General features: G+C 57.2%; 8 protein-coding genes. All 8 read right to left on the reverse strand.

Annotated elements, in window-relative coordinates; all coding sequences use genetic code 11:
* A partial coding sequence (locus C7459_RS20120) for a non-ribosomal peptide synthetase (RefSeq protein WP_146201058.1) occupies nt 1-4,695 on the reverse strand: 4,695 nt, incomplete at its 3' end.
* Between the two features lie 74 nt (nt 4,696-4,769).
* A complete protein-coding gene (fabD, locus tag C7459_RS20125; RefSeq protein WP_109691079.1) occupies nt 4,770-6,041 on the reverse strand; it encodes an ACP S-malonyltransferase in 1,272 nt (423 codons plus the stop codon).
* Between the two features lie 34 nt (nt 6,042-6,075).
* Entirely contained in the window at nt 6,076-7,122 is a 1,047-nt protein-coding gene (locus C7459_RS20130; protein ID WP_109691080.1) for an HAD-IIIC family phosphatase, read from the reverse strand.
* A 28-nt stretch (nt 7,123-7,150) separates the two neighbouring features.
* Nucleotides 7,151-8,284, reverse strand: a complete 1,134-nt coding sequence (locus C7459_RS20135; RefSeq protein WP_109691081.1) for an acyl-CoA dehydrogenase family protein — start codon at nt 8,282-8,284, stop codon at nt 7,151-7,153.
* Between the two features lie 29 nt (nt 8,285-8,313).
* The gene (locus C7459_RS20140) at nt 8,314-8,550 is read right to left on the reverse strand and encodes an acyl carrier protein (RefSeq protein ID WP_109691082.1); all 237 of its coding nucleotides are present in this window, start codon (nt 8,548-8,550) and stop codon (nt 8,314-8,316) included.
* Between the two features lie 38 nt (nt 8,551-8,588).
* Complete coding sequence (locus tag C7459_RS20145) at nt 8,589-9,452, reverse strand: 3-hydroxyacyl-CoA dehydrogenase family protein (RefSeq protein WP_109691083.1); 864 nt, start codon at nt 9,450-9,452, stop codon at nt 8,589-8,591.
* A gap of 20 nt (nt 9,453-9,472) precedes the next feature.
* On the reverse strand, nt 9,473-14,674 hold the full coding sequence (locus C7459_RS20150) for an SDR family NAD(P)-dependent oxidoreductase (protein ID WP_109691084.1): 5,202 nt from the start codon (nt 14,672-14,674) through the stop codon (nt 9,473-9,475).
* A gap of 15 nt (nt 14,675-14,689) precedes the next feature.
* Complete coding sequence (locus C7459_RS20155; protein ID WP_109691085.1) at nt 14,690-18,622, reverse strand: type I polyketide synthase; 3,933 nt, start codon at nt 18,620-18,622, stop codon at nt 14,690-14,692.
* Nucleotides 18,623-18,627 lie beyond the last annotated feature (5 nt).

Raw genomic sequence — 18,627 nt, forward strand, 5'->3', positions numbered from 1 at the left:
CACCGTGCGCACGGTTGTCGGTAGCCCGCCGATGCGCAACAGTTCCGCGATCGCTGAGGGCACCGTGTTGATCAGGGTCACTTCGTCCTTGGCAGGCAGTTGCGGCAGGTGCAACGCATTTTCAGCGAGGATCAGCTTGCCTCCGCTACTGAGCGTGACGAACAGCTCATAGACAGAGAGGTCGAAGCAGATTGACGTTGAGAACAGAACACCTTCGAGATCCTGCTGGCTGTACTCGCCTTGTGCCCAATTGATCATCGCCACGGCGCTTTGGTGCTCGATCGCGACCCCCTTCGGACGGCCGGTGGAGCCGGAGGTGTAGATGACATAAGCCAAGTGAGTGGCAGAGGTTTCCTGTGCGAAGGACGGATTCTGCTCCGCTTCCTGTGCGATGGACGCCCACTCCGTGTCCAGACATACCGTTTTCAATGAAGAAGGCAGTTGTTCTTGGAGGTCAGATTGGGTCAACAGCACGGTCGCTTCCGCATCTTCCATCGTGTACAAGATCCGCTCCTGCGGATAGGCCGGATCGAGCGGTACGTAAGCACCGCCAGCCTTGAGAATCCCCAGCATCCCGACGACCATCTCCACAGAACGCTGCAGATAGACCCCGACCAACGATTCCTGCTGCACGCCGAGACGACGCAGATAATACGCTACTTGATTTGCACGGGCATTCAATTCGCGATAGGTCAGACGCTGTTCGCCAACCACGAGCGCGATTGCTTCTGGCGTGCGTTCCACTTGGGCTTCGAACAGATGGTGCATCGTTACGGTGCGCGGGAAGTCCGCATCTGTCTGGTTCCAATCGACCAGCAGGACTTGCTCCTCTGACGACGTCAGCAACGGCACTTCCGCCACTTTTTGCATCGGATCGGCGGTCATCGCCATCAACAGATTCTCAAAGTGCTGAGACATGCGTTGAATCGTCGCAGCATCGAACAGGTCCGAATTGTATTGGAACACACCGAGCATACCGTCGGTCTGCTCTTCCAGTGTCAACACCAGATCGAATTTCGCGGCTTGGTTATCCGCGTCGATCGGCACCAGCGTAAGCCCACTGAAGTGCGCCTCCGCCACCGGCGTATTTTGCAGCACGAACATCACTTGGAACAGCGGTGTGCGGCTGGTGTCGCGCTCTGGCTGAAGCTCCTCGACCAATTTTTCAAACGGCACATCTTGGTTCGCAAATGCTCCGATCGACATGTCCCGCACGCGAGACAGCAGATCGACGAAGGTCGGATCGTCAGACAGATCGGTGCGCATGACCAGCGTGTTGACGAAGAAGCCGATCAAGCCCTCGGTCTCTTCGTGTACCCGTCCAGCCATCGGCGTGCCCACCGTGAAGTCCTCTTGCCCCGAATAGCGATACAGCAACGTTTGGAAAGCCCCGAGCAAGGTCATGAACTGGGTCGCTCCGTAGCGCTGCCCGATCGCTTGCAACGCGTCCACCAAAGACTTGGAAATCGTGAAGCGCTCCGTCCCGCCACGATACGTCTGCACCGGTGGGCGCGGACGATCGGTCGGCACTTGCAAGGCCGGCAACTCGCCACCCAACTGCTCTCTCCAATAGGACAATTGTCCCTCCAACACATCGCCTTGCAACCATTCTCGTTGCCACGCCGCATAGTCGGCGTATTGCACGGGCAGATCGGTCAAGGGCGAAGGCGCACCCTGCACGAACGCTTCGTACAGCGCGGTCACTTCGCGAATCAATACGCCGATCGACCAACCGTCAGAGATGATGTGGTGCATGTTCAGGACCAGCACATGCTCCTGATCTTCCACTTGCATCAAGCGTGCGCGGAAAAGCGGCCCTGTGCGGAGATCGAACGGGCGCTGCGCCTCTTCCTGCACCAAGCGCAGTGCCAGTTGGTGTCGGTCTGCTTCGGCACGCAAATCCTCGGCAGCAAGCTGCATTGGCGACATAGGTGCGATGATCTGCACCGGCTGGCCTTGCACGTCAGCGAACGTTGTACGCAACGCTTCATGGCGCTGCAACACCTCGTTCAAACTGTACTCCAACGCGTCGATGCGCAGGTCGCCGATCAGACGTGCCGCCATCGGCATGTTGTACGCGTCCGTGCCCGGAACCAGTTGTTCCAACACCCACAAGCGTTGCTGCGCGAAGGAGAGCGGCAGTGGCTCCGCGTGCGAGATCACTTGAATTTCGTGACCAGATCTGGCGCTGGTCTGCGCCTGATCTCCTTCCAACAAGGCTGCTAATCCAGCGATCGTCTGTTGTTCGAACACCGATTTGATCTCCACGGTGAACGCGGACGAGAGCTTGGCGATGACGCGCAACGCCTTGATCGAATCCCCACCGAGCGCGAAAAAGTTGTCGTCGACCCCGACTTTTTCCAGACCGAGTACGTCCTTCCAAGCGTCGGCGAGCGCGACTTCTACCTCTGTGCGCGGTGCTTTAAACACCGTTTCCGGCTCGCTGCTCAGTTCGGGCGCTGGCAAAGCCTTGATGTCGACCTTCCCGTTTGCCGACAACGGAATCTCGTCCATGATTACAAAATAGGACGGCACCATGAACTCCGGCAACCGCTCGCCCATGTGTTCGCGCAACGACCGCATCGTCACACCCGGTTCGGCGGTGACATATGCGCATAAAAATTTATGGCCGAGGATGTTCGCGTGATTGCGCGCTGTGATCACCGCCTCGCGCACTCCTTCGTGCTTGAGCAACGCCAACCGCACTTCGTGCATCTCAACGCGGAATCCGCGAATCTTGACCTGGAAATCTTTGCGGCCGAGCAGTTTGATGTATCCTTGGCGCTTCAAAATCGAATAGTCGCCCGTGTTGTACAAGCGGCCGAATTCAGGGTGATCGATAAACGCCTCGCGCGTCCGCACCTCATCGCGATAGTACCCGATCGCCAGACCATCGCCTGCGAAGTACAATTCCCCTTCCACTTCCAGTGGGCACGGTTGCAAGTCCTTGTTCAGCACATAGATTTGCTGGTTCGACAGCGGGTATCCGTAGGGGATGTTCGTCCACTCCGGCTCGATCTGCTCAATGGGAAAATACAGCGACCAGATGCCGACTTCTGTACAACCGCCAAAGGAGAACAATTTCGCCTCAGGGAAGAATTCCCGCACTTTGCCGAGCAAGTCCAGCGGGATAAAATCGCCGCTGAGCATGAAGTTCCGAACGGTTGTGTTGCGATACCCTTCCTGTAAATAGAGCAAGCCGAGTTCGACCACAGACGGCACCGAGTTCCAGACGGTGATTTCATGCTCGATCGCGATCTCGACAATTCTCCGCACATCCTTCTGCTTGGGAATCAGCACGACCGCGCCACCGACACCCAACGTGCCGAACATATCGACGACGGTGAGGTCGAAACAGAACGAGGCGACAGAAAGCACGCGATCGTTTTCCGTCAAGTTGAGAATTCGGTTGCAATCCAGCACCGTGTTCAGCGCCGAACGGTGCGTCATCGCCACGCCCTTGGGCATCCCCGTACTGCCCGAGGTGTACATCACGTAGGCCAAGCGCTCCGCATCCATCGGAACTCCCACGTCGTCCGCGTCATATCGAGCCAACTCCAAGCTCTCGTAGGCGTCCGGCTGGAGCAAGATCCGGCTCTGGCTGTTCTCCAAGATATACGCTTTGCGATCCTCTGGATAATCAGGATCGATGGGCACATAGGCGGCACCCGACTTCAAGATCCCGATGATGTGGACAACCGTGTTCAGGCAACGCTTGGCGACAACCCCCACCAACTCGGCAATCTGAACGCCCTGCTCAATCAGGTAGCGCGCCACCTGATTGGACCGCTCATCCAACTCTCGGTAGGTCAGCCGCTCTTGTTCGAAGATCACGGCGATGTTGTCCGGGGTCTTTTGCGCCTGCTCCATGAAAAATTGATACAACACTTTGTCGTGCGGATAGTCAAGGCCGGAGTCATTGAAGTCGATGAGAATCCGCTGGCGATCCTCCTCGGTCAAAATATCAAGGCTCGACAACTCGCGGTTCATATCGTTCGTGAGCAAGGACAGCAGGTGGAACAGATGGCGTTGAATCTGCTCCGCCGTCTCCTCGGTGTACAGACTTGCATTGTAGGTGTAGGACAGTTCTACCGCTCCGTCTTGCAATTCGAAGCAAAAAACGCTGTCCGCCGCGGCTGCTTGCAGATCGAACTCCTCATGCAGACCCTTGAGCGACACCACGGTGTTGAAGAGCGGGGACTCCTCGCCCTTGCTCGCGAGTTGGTCCTGAATCACTTCGTAGGAGATGTGGCGATGCTTCCGCGCTTCGCTGACGACATCGCGAATCTGCAACAGCAGGTCCCGGCCCGTACCCGTGCGATTGATCGCGGTGCGCAGCGCGTAGAACGGCTGATTGCCTGATGCAGGCTCGCTGTTCGAGCGGAATGCGGGCATCCCGACGAGCAGGTCTTCATTGGAGGTGTAGCGGTAGAGCAGATACGAAACGCCCAAAAGCAACGTCATGAACAGGCCGGTTGGAGAGCCGCCTGACAGACGATGCAGGTTCGCAAACGTTTCGCCTTCGATGCGACCAGTCCGCGTGACGGGGAGATAGCTGAGGTCAGGTTGGCGCAGATGATCGTATGGGAAAACGCCCATCACACAGTCACCGCTCAGCTTTTCCAGCCAGTAAGCTCGTTCATCCGCATATTTGCCGCTCGTGCGTAGCATGTTGAGCGTATAACGATCAAGCACGTGAGGTCCCCCTTTTTAGAAGAGGGCCTCCGCTCGCAGGGAACGGAGGCCATCAGGATCATGTAGCAGGCGATTTACACCGTCTGCAAGTTGGAGAATACGAGGTCATTGAAGAGATAGTACGTGCCCGTTTCATCGAGGATCTGATAGAACCAATCCCGCTGTTCGGCAACCGGGACGCCCTTGGTTGCAAAAACGGATGCCAGCATCTGCAACGCTTCTCGCATCTGCGCTTCTGTCGGTTGCGCCTGTTCTTGATCGAGTTCATCTTGCAGTTGTTGGATCTTGCGGTACGGTTCGATCACGCCTTCGCGATACGCGTCTTTGTCATTGTTTTTGTTCGGCGTGGCCACCGCGATGGCGAGGCAGCGGGTGACGACGGTCGGGATGTGTTTTTTCAGCGGATGCGTCGGGGAGAAGATCTCATGCAGAGCTTTGCGATCTTCGCGGGCGGCAAAGCACAACGCTTCGATGCTCGGCGTGTTCGCCGTCACCAGGTTGCACAGCACGTTTTTCGGCCCCATCTCGATCGCATGGGTCACGCCGAAGCGTTGCAAGAACTGCATCGTCTCCTGCCAACGCACAGGACGCACGGTCTGCTGCGTCAGTTTTTCCACGATGTTCGCCGGATCGCCGTAGGGCTGACCGTCGATGTTCGCGATGACCGGGTAGCGGAAGTGGTTGAATTCGATGGTTTGGAGCAGTTCCTTCAATTTCTCGGCCACCGGGCTCATCAGCTTGGTGTGGAACGGTGCACTCATCAACAGCGGTGTGACTTGTCCGTCGAGATCGAGCAGGCGCGACTCCAACTCTTCGACCGCTTCGGCATCGCCTGCGATCGCCGTCTGTGTCGGCGAGTTGTAGCAATTCACGACCACGTATTTCCCCTCGGCCGCCATCTTGCGCGCTTCCTCTTCCACGACTTCGACCGGCAGTCCATCGATGATCGTCATCCCGCCGATTTCCGAATCGGCGATCTCTTTGGTATACAGTCCGCGCTGGCGGACGATCTTGAGCGCATCGGAGTAGCGGATCGCGCCTGCACAAGTCAGTGCCGCGTATTCGCCCATGCTGTGTCCCGCACAGAATTGCGGCGCGATCCCGATCTCCTGCATGTACACGCGGAAGGCAGCCACACTTGCGGTCAGCAATGCCGGCTGGGTGTTTTCAGTACGGGTCAGTTCGCCCAAGCCACCTTCAAAGCACAGGCGAGCTAGGTCGAAACCGAGCACATCATTGGCTTCTTCGAACGTTTGCTTGGCGATCGCATGCTCGTCATAAAACGATTTGGCCATCCCCACGTACTGCGCGCCTTGCCCGGTGAACAAAAATGCAATTTTCTCCATGAGGTTCCCTCGCTTTCTCAAGTCGAAATTCTGGTTAGTCCAACACGTGAACCTTCACATAGTCAGGGAACGGCTGTACGCGCGACAGGTCTGCTTCAAACAGGACGTGATCGCCGTTCTCCTCCACTTCCTTGAATCCAGCGAACTTGTAGCTGACATACATCATGCGGTTGCGGTCGGTTTTCACGAACTCCGCGAGCAGGCGGACGTTGTGTTGGTGCGCCAGTTGCAGGATGTGGTTCATCAGGATCGAACCGACACCGCGCGACATGACACGGCAGGACATCAGCAGCAGCTTGATCTTCCAATCCTGCTCGCCGCATTCGATCAGGACGAGGCCGATTTTGCCATACTCGCCGTATTTGTCTTGCAGTTCGACGATCATCAGCTTGTGCTGATCAGACTGACGAAGCGCATCGAGTTCTTCGTAGGAATAGGTGTAGCCGGTCGTGTTCAACTGGTTGGTGCGCACGGTCAATTCCTCGGCGCGCTGCAGGTCGTCACTGCCGACCTTCGAGATCTTCAACACCATCTCCAGCGATGCGAGGAACTCTTCTTGCGGGCCGGTGAACTCTTCCTCGACCTTTTGGCGCTCGATGTCGCTCATGTACATGTGGCGACGTTTTTTCGAATCTTCCGTGATAAACGTCGGCGTCATCTCCGGCAGGTCGAGCATCGCATGCACGTCGGCGGCGTCCCAACAGAACACATCCGGCAGTTCGAACGACACTTCCTCGCGCTCAAACGGTTGGTCATCGACAAATGCGATCGTGTCCATGCCGATGTTCAGCGAGGTCACGATGTTTTTGATCGAAGAGGACTTGGAGTTCCAGTTGATGTGCGGGTAGAGGAAATACTCCGCGATCCCGAACTCCTCAAGTTTGGCCATCGTGGTGTTGTGCTCGTTTTTGCTCGCGATCGATTGCAGGATGCCGCGGTTGTCTAGCTCTTTGATGATCTCGAGCAGACCTTCGCGCAGTTGAACGTTGCGGTCTTCCAACAGGACGCCGTTCCACAGGGTGTGGTCGAGATCCCAGACAACGCATTTGATTTTTTTCTCTTTCTTTTTCGCTTGCGACATGTTCGAAGCCCTCCCCTATAGACCTCTGTTACATCGTCTGTAACAGGTTTCTCGCGATCAAGTATTCGTGGACTTGCGTGGAGCCTTCGATGATCTCGTTGATTTTGGCATCGCGGTAGTAGCGCTCGATCGGGTAGCCATCGTGACAACCGTTGCCCCCGTGAATCTGCACCGCGTCGCCCGCTACCTTGGTCACCATCACCGACGAGGCATACTTGGCTGTCCACGTCTCGAGGATCGAATCGGGGTCGCCGATTTGTTTCAAATAGCCCGAGCGGTAGCACAGCAACCGTGCGCCCTTGATGCTCACCACCATCTCGGTGAGCATTTTTTGGATCAGTTGGAACTCGCCGATCGGCTTGCCAAACTGCTGACGGGACTTCGCATACGCGACGCTGGCTTCCAGACAAGCCTGCGCCAAGCCGATGCAACCCCACGCTACCGTGTAGCGCCCATAGTCCAAGCAAGACAGCGCGACGTGCGAGAGACCGGTGCCCAGCTTGCCCACCAAGTTCTCCTTGGGAATGCGCACGTTGTCCATTTCCAGTTGCGCAAGCATCGAGCCGCGCGAACCCATCATGCCGCGGATCGGCGTTCTCGTGAAGTTTGCACGGGTGCTCTCCACCAAGAACGCGGTCGGCTTGCCTTCGAACTGGGCAAAGATCAGGAACACGTCGGCGATCATCCCCATCGTGATCCACTTTTTCGTGCCGCTGAGCACATAATCGTCGCCGTCTTCCACGGCGGTCGTCTGGATGTTTTTCGCGTCACTGCCAACGTCCGGTTCGGACAGCCCAAATGCGCCGATGATCTCCCCGCGCGCCAGTTTCGGCAGCCACTGATCCTTCTGTTCTTGTGTGCCCCAACGCAGGATCGCCAGGCCCACCATGCCGTGTACGGTCAGCAGGTTGCGCGTCGATGTGCAGCCGCGCCCGACTTCTTCGTTCAGCACGCCAAGCGATACCTCGTCCAGACCCAGCCCGCCATATGCTTGCGGCAACATGGAGCCCAGATACCCGGTTTCCCGCATCCCCGCCACAACGGCAGGGTGCAGGATCTCCTCTTTGTCAATTTGCGCGGCATACGGCACGATCGATTTGTCCACAAACGCCCGGAACTGCTCTTGCCATTCGACTTGCTTTTCGGTCAGTTCGATGATCATGGTTTCACCCTCAATTCGGATTTTCGATATTAAGCGGATTGCTTGTTTTCGACGAATTGAATCATCGATTCGATCGTGCGGAAGTTATTGAAATCCAAATCCTTGGTCTCAACGGCGATGCCGAACTCTTTTTCGAGGAACATGACCAGTTGCATCGCGAACAGCGAGTTCACGAAACCCAGTGCGAAGATATCGTCAGTGTCAGCGATCTCGTGTTTTTTGAAGAAGCGGGACAAGAACTTGCGGATTTTAGCGTTGATTTCCATGGTATGGCACTCACCTTTCGTAAGGGGGGGATTGTTTTTTAGTCCAACATGTCGTGCTCGTCATACGTGTAGAACCCTTGGCCGGACTTGCGACCATGCAGACCGGCTTCCGTCATCTTGCGCAACAGCGGGCAGACGCGGAACTTTGTATCTTGGTAGGAATCATAGAGGATGTCGAGCGACTGCACCACCGTATCCAGACCGATCAGATCGGCTGTCTCCAGCGGGCCCATTTTGTGCCCGAAGCATTGCTTAAAGATGTCGTCCACGTCTTTGGGAGACGCCACTTGGTCTTGCACGACATACGCCGCTTCGTTCATCAACAAGTGGGACAGGCGGTTCGAGACAAAGCCCGGCAGGTCGTTGACCAACACGTGCGTTTTGCCCATCGACGCCAGGAAGTTCTCGGTGCCGGTGATCGTCGCTTCGGACGTGTGCCAGCCGCGGATCGACTCGACCGTTTTCTTGAGCGGAACCGGGTTCATGAAATGTACCCCGATCACGCGGTCTGGGCGATTCGTCAACCCGGCGATCTTGGTGATGGAGATGCAAGACGTGTTGACCAAGAAAATGCAGTCCGCTGGGCAGATCGGATCGATCTTGAGATACACATCGCGCTTGATCTCATAAACTTCCGGCACATTCTCGACCACGATCTCTGCGTTGCGCAGCAGCTCGTAATCGGTGGTGAACGTGATGCGCTCCATCACAACATCCACCGGCTCCACATTCGCGCCTTTGTTAAAAAAGCCGCTGAAGCGAATGTTTTTGTACAGCTCCTCCTTGGATTTCTCCAAGGCCGCGTCTGTCAGGTCGATCAACACGACCTGATGACCCGCTTGGGCTGCGCTTTGCGCAACCCCTGTTCCCATCACACCTGCACCGATGACGCCAACTACCATCGTCTATGTGCCCCTCTCAACTAAAAGTTAAATTCCACATCTTCCGACTCGTCTTCGTCAGAACCGGCCTCACCCAAACGGCGACTGCTTTCCAGCTCGATGTCGCGAATCAGCACATCTCCCTGGCTGCACAGCGCTTCGAGCAGTGCGACATAGTCGCCCAGCATGCGGGTGGCCGTCTCTGTCCGATAGAGGTCGGTTGCATAATAGAGGTTCAGCGTGATCGCCGTCTCGCGCTCGAACGCTTCCAGCTCCAAGTCGAACTTCGCTGTGGTGTTCTCAAATTCGTAAGGCGTGATCTCCAGATCTTGTAGGCGCATCTCGCTCACACCGACATTTTGCAGAACGAACAATACGTCGAAGAGCGGGTTGCGGCTGCGGTCGCGCTGGATGCGAAGTTTAGAGATGAACTCCTCGAGCTGGTAGTCTTGGTTCTCAAACGCTTTGATCGTGTGTTCATGCACTTCTTTTAGGAAGTCCACGAAGCGCTTCTCGCCGCTGGGTCGATTGCGCAGCACCAACGTGTTGACGAACATGCCGAGGATGCGATCCAGATCGCGATGCGGGCGGCCGAGAATCGGCGTTCCGATCACGATGTCTTCCTGTGCCGCGTATTTGGACAACAGCACGTTGTACGCGGAGAACAGCAGCATGAACAGCGTTGTGCCCGTCGATTTGGTCAGCTTGTAGATGTTCTCGCGCAACTCAGGTGACAGTGTGATCGTCAGCATGTCGCCTGCGTCGCTTTTCACCGCTTTGCGCGGGAAATCGGTCGGCAGTTCCAGCAGCGGAATCTCACCGCTGAATGTGTTCAACCAGTACTCCTCTTGCTTGTCGAGCAACCCCTCTTGGCGAATTCGTTGCTGCCAAGCGGCGTAGTCTTTGTATTGGAGTCCAACCGCGTCCAACGCTTGGCCTTCGTACAGCTTGACGAATTCCTCGATCAGGATGTCGATCGACACGCCGTCGGTGATGATGTGGTGCATGTCAAATGCCAGCGTGTGACGCTGTGCTTCCTGTTCAAACACCCCGATGCGGAACAAGGGCGCTCGGCTCAGATCAAACGGACGAACGAAGGCGGTCAATCGGTCGCGAATCGCCTCCGCTGCCACCACATCGCGCTCCACGCGGAACTCTGCGTGCGGATGAACGCGCTGGAACGGCTCCCCGTCCACCAGTTCAAAGGATGTCCGCAGCGTTTCGTGGCGAGCGATCAATTGCTGGAAGGCATGCTCGACGCGATCGACATCGAGCGGACCGTCGATGGTGATCGCCTTCGACAGGTTGTACGTGATGCCGTTCCCTTCCAATTGATCGATGACGTAAAGTCGCTTCTGCGCCGACGATGCCGGGTAGCGCTCTTGCTCCTCGATGGGTGCGAGCAGGGAGTACAGGCTGGCTGTCCGACTTGATGCGTCAGCCCCCAGCACTTCCAGATGCTTGACCAGATCGGCGACAGTCAGCAAGGTGAGCAGTTCGGCCGCGCCAATCTCCACTCCGAGCTCTTCATTGATTTTGTTCGCCATCTTCAGGGCGAGAATCGAGTCGCCGCCAAGTTCGAAGAAATTGTCATAGATGCTGAGCTCGGCAAAGCCCAGCACTTTTGCCCAGATCATCCCGACTGATGCTTCCAAGTCGCTGTAGGCACCGCTCTCCCGTCCGGTCAGTTTCACGGAGTCGATTGTCGCACTCGTCCTGTTCGCGAGGTTTTTGCGCACGTGCCCCACGCGTTTGTCGAGTTCCCGGCTGACTTTTTTCGAAAGACCGAACTGGAAGCGATCGAGCAGGTGGATGATCTTGCTGTCATAGTTGATCTCGCCGATCAACGCCTTGGGCACGTCTTTGTTCAAGACCAGTTCCAGCCCGTCGATCGCCTCGCGGATCATGATCGACTTGAACAGCGTGTCGACGGTGAAGTTGTGATGCACCGACATCCCCGTCTCGCGCCATGTCGACCAGTTGATCGTCACGGTGCGGCGTCCACGCTTGTTGCGGTAAGCCGCATACGTATCGAGGTAGGCGTTCGCCGCGATGTACTCGCTCTGCGTAGGTGCGCTAAACAGCGTGGCGATCGAGGAGAAGAGCACCATGAAGTCCAGTTCATCCTCCCACGTCAGTTCATCGAGGTTCCACGTTCCTTGTACTTTCGGGTTGAAGATGTTGTGGAAATCCTGCTCTTTGCGCAGGACGATCGCCTCGCCGCCACCTACGCCAGCCCCATGTACAACGCCGTGGAAGCGCCCAAATTTCGCGCGCATTTCGTCCACAACCGCTTGCAACTGTTCGCGATTCGCCACGTCTGCGCTGACGCATTCGACGGTCGCACCCAGCGCTTCGATCTGTTGCACGTTGCGAATCTTGTCGATGTTGCTGCGGTCTTCGCCCGCGTCCAGAATCTCTTGCCAACGCTCGCGCGCTGGCATCGGGGTTCGGTTGATCAGCACCAGTTTGATGCGGTTTTGCGAAGCCATCCACTTGGCGACTTCGAGCCCGATCCCGCCTGTGCCCCCGGTGATCAGGTAGACACCATCCTCCCGAATCGTCAGCTTGCGATCGGGCGCTTTTTTGACATCGATCTCGGTGAACTCTTCCACATAGCGCACATTGTCACGCAACGCCACTTGGTACAGTCCGGTATTGATCGCCAGCTCGCCCCAAATCGCTTCGATCGATGCGTTCTCGTCGAGGTCCAAGCAGCGGCAGGCGAGGTTTGCATGCTCTTTGAGCACCACTTTCCCCATCCCGAACAGCGTGGCATTCTCCGGTCGCATCGCCGTCTCTGCGCCTGTGACTTCCGACGCGTGCTCTGCCACCAACACCACATCGATCTGGCGCTCCACCTGCGCTTTGGCCAGCGCACGCGTGAGGTAGAAGAGGCTGTAGACACCACTTTTTTGTGTCGCTTCCAGTTCTTCGAGGCTTGTGACGGCTCGCTCGCGGATCGAGAACAGGTGCAGCACTTTGTCAAACGCAACGTTTTGCAGATCGTGGACGAGCTGGTCATACTCCGTCTCATCCCCCGAAAGCACATAGCGATGCTCATCTACTTGCTGGTACGAAGTACCCCATTCGACTTCGATCACTTGGCGTCCCACCGAGCGGTAGCGCTGGGCGAGCTGCTGCCCCAACCCTTTTTCATCGAGCAGGAGCAAGACGGGGCCGCGATCGGTACGAGCAGGAGCTGTCGTGACGCGCTGTTGTTTCCACCTGAGGTCGAAGAAGAGATCCGGCTGTTTGACCGGCGCGCTCTGCATCCGCCCTTCCGGTACGTCGAGCCAGCAGCGGTGCGCTTCGAACGGGTAGATCGGCAGGGAGACTTTGCGCACGGGCTCCGCTGCGTACAGGGCCTCCCACGCAACGTCCGCCCCGCGCACATAGAGCTCGCACAAGTCGAGGAACGGTTGCTCGTCACGCCCTTGCGCTTCGAGGAACCGGTTCACTTGCTCCTCGCTCCGTCGGCTGAACTCTGTTTTTTCCCGCTCGGTGATCTCCTGCTCCGTGCGCTCCGTCTTGGTGGGCGGCACGACTTTGTGCAAGGAGTAGAACAGGCGTTGCGCGGGTGAACTTTCCAGACCGTTTGCTTGTACGTGCGCCAGTCGCGCTCGAAGTTCTGCGACATCCTGCACGACCAGCGCCAAGCGATGCTCGAAGTGCGCGCGACCGGTGTTCGCCGTGTAGCAGATGTCGGCGATGTGCAGCGCCTGCCCTTTGCCGTCGAGGAAGCGAACGTAGTTGTTGACCGACTCGCGCAACGCCGTCTCCGTGCGAGCGGACAGCGTGAACACTTGATGCTGTGCTTGCACGTCGCTTTCGCGCACGATGGCGGGCGCTTCCTCCATCACCATGTGTACGTTCGTTCCGCTAAACCCGAACGACGAGATGCCGCAACGCATCGGGTCTTCCCCTTCGTAGGGGCGCAAGCGGGTGCTCACGTAGACAGGCGACTCTTGAAAACTGAATTTTTGATTCGGGCGATTGAAGTGCAGATTCGGCGGAATCGTGCGGTTTTTTAGCACCATCAGACATTTCATCAGGCCGGCCAAGCCCGAGCTCTCGAAGGTGTGACCGAGGTTGGTTTTCACCGAACCGAGCGCTGTGATCTGGTTCTTGTCGGTGTAGCGGCGGAACGCTCGCTCCAGCCCATCGAGTTCCAGCGGGTCGCCAAGCGATGTGCCCGTCCCATGCGCTTCGATGTAGGACAAGGTCTCCGGGTTGATGCCGGCTTTTTGCCATGCCTTCAGGATGACATCCATCTGTGCATCCGGGTTCGGTGCTGTGATGCCGATCGATGCCCCATCTTGGTTGATCGCACTGCCTTTGATCACCGCGTGGATGTGGTCGCGATCTTTGAGCGCCTTGCTCAGCGGTTTGAGCAGGATCGTCAGAATCGCTTCCCCCATGCCTGCGCCGTTTGAGAGATTATCGAAGGTGCGCGTGCGACCATCATCCGATTCGAGGCCGAATTTTAGATACTCTTTTTCATAGGGGAATAAGTTGATCCGCACGCTGCCGGCGATCGCCATCTCGCAATCTCCGTTGCGGATCGCTTGACAGGCGGAGTGCACCGCGACCATCGCCGACGAACAAGCGGTGTCGAGCACCATCGTCGGCCCCTTGAGGTCGAGCAGGTACGAGATGCGACTCGGCATCATCGCTGTGACGTTGCCGACGCCCGCCATCGACATGTCGTCCGGGTTGACCTCTAGGATCATTTTTTGGTAGCAGTCCTTCGCGTTGCTCGCGTAGCCGACGAACACGCCGGTTGCCGTCTTGGCGATTTTCTTCCCGCCATACCCGGCATCCTCAATCGCACTCCACGCCTGTTGCAAGAACAAGCGCTGGTACGGGTCCATCAAGCTCGCTTCCTTGGGCGACAAGCGGAACAGCTTGTAGTCGAACTTGTCGATCTCTTTTAAGTAGGCAGAATCCAAATAGCTCAAATCGTCGATGTCCTCAAGTCCCGTGTATTCCAGATAGCGGTCGATGTCCGCTCGTCTGGTTTCAGGAAACGGGCCGATAAAATCGACGTGATGCTTCAAGTTCTCCCAGAACTCATCCAAGTCGCGCACATGTGGAAGGTTGGCGGAGACACCGATGATGGCGATCTCCTCGTCCCCTTTCCACTCCTCGCTCTTGATGAGGTGTAATAACTGGGCCGCCGCTTGCTTGTCGATCTGCCCCTTGCTCGTCCCTTCTAAGACGAATCTCAGCAGCTTCTCCATTCGTTCACCCCTCGCTTACGTCATGTTCTTGAGGATCTCGTCGATGCTCAAGTTCCCCTTGACCATCTCGTCCAGCATGTCCTCATAGTCTTCTGCGCGGACCTCTTCTTGCACGGTGATCACTTCGCTCTCCACCGGTTCATACTTGCTGGAGATGTACGCCGAGAGCGTGGCGACCGACGTGTAATTGAAGAGATCGATCAGCTTGACTTTGCTCGGGAACTCTTTGTTCAAGATCGCGAGCATCCGATTGAGCATGACCGAATCTCCCCCGAGTTCAAAGAAGCTGTCGTAGATGTTGATCTCCGCGAAGCCGAGGATTTCGTTGTAGATCTGCGCCACTTTCAACTCGATCTCAGAAAACGCCTCGCCCGCTTTGCCAACCAACTCCACTTTGCCGCCTGGCTTGGCCGCACGCGTCTCCTTGCGCGGACCCTTGGTGGCGTTGTGCTCGCGGAGCACCCGGTCACACTTTTCACGGAACTTGCCGGCAAATTTCAACGGCAGGCGATCGATCAGGAACAAGAACTGCGGGATGTAGCTAAACTCGCCGATCAACACGCTGTTCAGTTTTTTGTTCAGCACGATATCCAGACCTGACAGCGCAGCCTCCGTCGGGATCGCCTTGAAGAACGTGTCATAGTTGAATCCGTAATCGACCGCCATCCCTGTTTCTTTCCATGTGGTCCAGTTGATCGCGAGCGTTTTGCGCCCTTGGCGATTGCGGTAGGCGGTATACGCGTCGAGGTAGGAGTTCGCGGCTGTGTAATCGCCATGTCCTGGCTCGCTCAAGATCGCCAATCCAGAGGAGAAGCAGATCATGAAATCAGGCGCGTCGTCCTTCGTCAAGTGGTCGAGCACATAGGTCCCGAACACTTTTGGCGAGAGCACTTGGTCGAACGCTTCCTGTGTTTTCAGGAACAAGAACCCGTCCCCCGGAATCCCCGCCCCGTGTACGATGCCATCGATTTTTCCGTAGGTGCTGCGCAGATCGTCGATCACCACGCGCATGCTCGCTTCATCTGCGACGTCGGCACTGCAGAGAATCACTTCCGAACCAGACGCTTCGATCGCGCGGATCGCCGCGATGCGCTTGATGTCTTTGTCGTTGCTGCCCGCGCTGATGATGTCATCCCACTTGGCTCGCTCCGGCATCACCGTGCGGGTGACCAAGGCGAGACGCACGCGAGCTTTGGTGGTGAAGTACTTGGCGACTTCCAGACCGATGCCCCCAAGACCCCCGGTGATCAGGTAGAGCCCTTCGTCCTTGATCGTGACCGGCTCATCTGCCGCCTGTTCGATCGGCATCTCGCGGAACTCCTCGGCATAGCGAACGCCATGACGATAGGCGGTTTGGTAGGTCTCGCTCGGGTCTTGCATCTGCTTGAGCACCGCGTCGAGATCCGTGTGCCGATCCATGTCGATACAGCGGATGCGAATTCCCGGGTGCTCGTGGTTGATCGCTTTGCCGATGCCGATCAACGGTGCATGTTCCGGATACAACGCTTCTTCCTCGCCGGTTACTGTGTACACACCTTGCGAGATTACATTGAGATTCAAGCCTTGGTCGAATCCGAGCTTGACCAGCGCACGCGTGAGGTAGAACAGCGAGTACACGCCTTCGCGCTGCGATTTTTGCAACGCGTCGTAGCTCTCGACCCCCGTCGATCCGCTTCCTGCATTCAGGTAGAGGATGCGCGACAGTTCGCCCTCTCGCAAGCTCGACAGCAGGCGTTCGTAGTCTTCCTCCGCCCCGCTCAGGACGAACGTGTCATCCGCACGCTGCGCGTAGGCATCCCCGAATTCCACGAAGAGCAGTTTCTCACTGCGGCTCTTGAACTGTTCCGCGATGCGTTCCCACAGATCGCCCTGGTCTTTGAAGATCAGCACGGTCTGCTCGTGCCAGTCACTCAAAACGCTCGGCTCGATCTCCAGCGGTGTAGCTTGCCACGAGACCCCGTAGAACTGATCTTCGGGTTCTTCCTCGCGAGCGGAGATCGCGACCTCCGGCACATCCATCCAACAGCGCGTGCGCTCAAACGGATAGACTGGCAGGTGCAAGCGCGCATGCTGTTTTTTGTCGAAGAGCTGGTCCCACTGAATCTCTGCCCCCGTCGCGTAGAGGGTGCCGAGTGCGAGGATGTCGCTCCCTTCGATCTCCCCCGCTTCGATGAGGCGCGCCGCTTGCTTGTCCAGCGCGACTTTTTCCTGCTCGGTGATCACGCCTGCATCTGCGTTCTCGCCTTTGCTGCCGACCACTTTGTGCGTGCCGTATGCGATGCCCTCGTGTTCCGAAGATTGCAGGACATCTGGACGGCTCAGCTTGTGGAGCAGGTCTTCGCGGCTGGAAAAATGGATCGCGAGGCGGTGGCTGTGATGCCAGCGCCCGGTGCTCGCCGTGTAGCAGATGTTCGCCAGATTCACATCTGGTTGCTCCAACAAGAAGTCGCGGTAGTTGCGCACCAACTCCTGCAAGGCGGCTTCGCTCTTGGCCGAGATCGCGAGGAGTGGCAGCGATGGTTCCTGCGGGCTGCGCGACTCTTGCGCGGGAGCTTCTTCGAGCACGACGTGACAGTTGGTCCCGGAGATGCCAAAGGAGTTGACGCCACAGCGCAGGGCCGTTCCTGCTGGCGCCTCCCACGGACGCAACTGCGTATTGACATACACAGGGGATTCACTAAAGCGGATCGCGCGGTTCGGCTTGTCAAAATACAGCGACGCTGGCAACTGCTTGTGACGCAGGGCGAGGACCGTTTTCATCAGCGAGAGCAAACCCGCCGCTTCCGAAGAGTGACCGATGTTGGTCTTGAGTGAGCCAACTGCGCAGAATTGCGTTTTGTCGGTAAACTTGCGGAACGCGTCTTGAATGCCTTTGATCTCAATCGGGTCGCCGAGCTTGGTGCCCGTCCCATGCGTCTCGATGTAGCTGACTGTCTCCGGCTGAATTTTTGCCGATTCCCACGCCTTGAGAATCACATCGGTCTGTGCGGCTGGATTGGGGGCGGTCAGGCCGACGGAGTTGCCGTCTTGGTTCATCGCCCACCCTTTGATCACCGCGTAGACCGAATCGCCGTCGCGAAGCGCTTTTTTGAGCGGCTTGAGCACGACTGCACAGACCCCTTCACCGATCCCTGCCCCGTTGGAATCATCATTAAATGCGCGAGTGCGAGCATCGCTTGACTCGATTCCGATGCGCATGAATTCATTGTCGAGTGGCAGGATGTTCAGTTTCACCCCTCCGGCGATGGCGGTGTCACACTTGCCATCGCGCAGGGCTTCGCAGGCGAGGTTGATCGCCACGAGCGAGGAGGAGCATGCGGTGTCGATGACCATGCTCGGCCCGCGCAGGTCGAGCAGGTACGAGATCCGGCTTGGCAACACGGCGGCGAGGTTGCCGACCATCGAGAGCGGAATCGCGGACGGGTCCACTTCGAGGATCTGCTTTTGGTACGAATCGCGAATGGAGGTTGCGAAGCCGACGTAGACGCCCGTGTTGCTGCCCGTCAGCTTCGACCCGCCATACCCCGCGTCTTCGATCGCTTCCCACGCGGTTTCCAGGAACATCCGCTGGTGCGGGTCCATCAGGCTGGCTTCCTTGATCGACAAGCGGAAAAACTTGTAGTCAAACTTGTCGATATCTTCGATGAATCCGTTTTTGTTAAAGCGAATGTCCTCTTCTGGCGTTCCGACGGCCCGCATGTAGCGGGTCATGTCGTCCTCGCGCCCTGCAGGGAACGTGGTGATGCAGTCGATGCCCGCTTGAATGTTCTGCCAGTATTCACCAAGGTTGTTCGCGCGCGGCATCTTGCCTGCCATGCCGATGATCGCGATGTCGTCCGCCTCTTTGATATCCTGTTCCTTGAACTGTTTGACGAGCTGTATCGCTGTCTCTTTGTCGATCTTGCCTTTGCCCGTTTGATCAATGATAAATTTGAAGAGCTGATCCACTACAT

This window comes from Tumebacillus permanentifrigoris (genome assembly GCF_003148565.1).
In the GTDB taxonomy this organism is placed as follows: domain Bacteria; phylum Bacillota; class Bacilli; order Tumebacillales; family Tumebacillaceae; genus Tumebacillus; species Tumebacillus permanentifrigoris.

Bases quoted from the DNA above. Each gene is read 5' to 3' on its own strand.
- fabD (WP_109691079.1), bottom strand. From the start codon at position 6,041: ATGGAGAAAATTGCATTTTTGTTCACCGGGCAAGGCGCGCAGTACGTG.
- C7459_RS20130 (WP_109691080.1), bottom strand. From the start codon at position 7,122: ATGTCGCAAGCGAAAAAGAAAGAGAAAAAAATCAAATGCGTTGTCTGG.
- C7459_RS20150 (WP_109691084.1), bottom strand. From the start codon at position 14,674: ATGGAGAAGCTGCTGAGATTCGTCTTAGAAGGGACGAGCAAGGGGCAG.
- C7459_RS20145 (WP_109691083.1), bottom strand. From the start codon at position 9,452: ATGGTAGTTGGCGTCATCGGTGCAGGTGTGATGGGAACAGGGGTTGCG.
- C7459_RS20135 (WP_109691081.1), bottom strand. From the start codon at position 8,284: ATGATCATCGAACTGACCGAAAAGCAAGTCGAATGGCAAGAGCAGTTC.
- C7459_RS20140 (WP_109691082.1), bottom strand. From the start codon at position 8,550: ATGGAAATCAACGCTAAAATCCGCAAGTTCTTGTCCCGCTTCTTCAAA.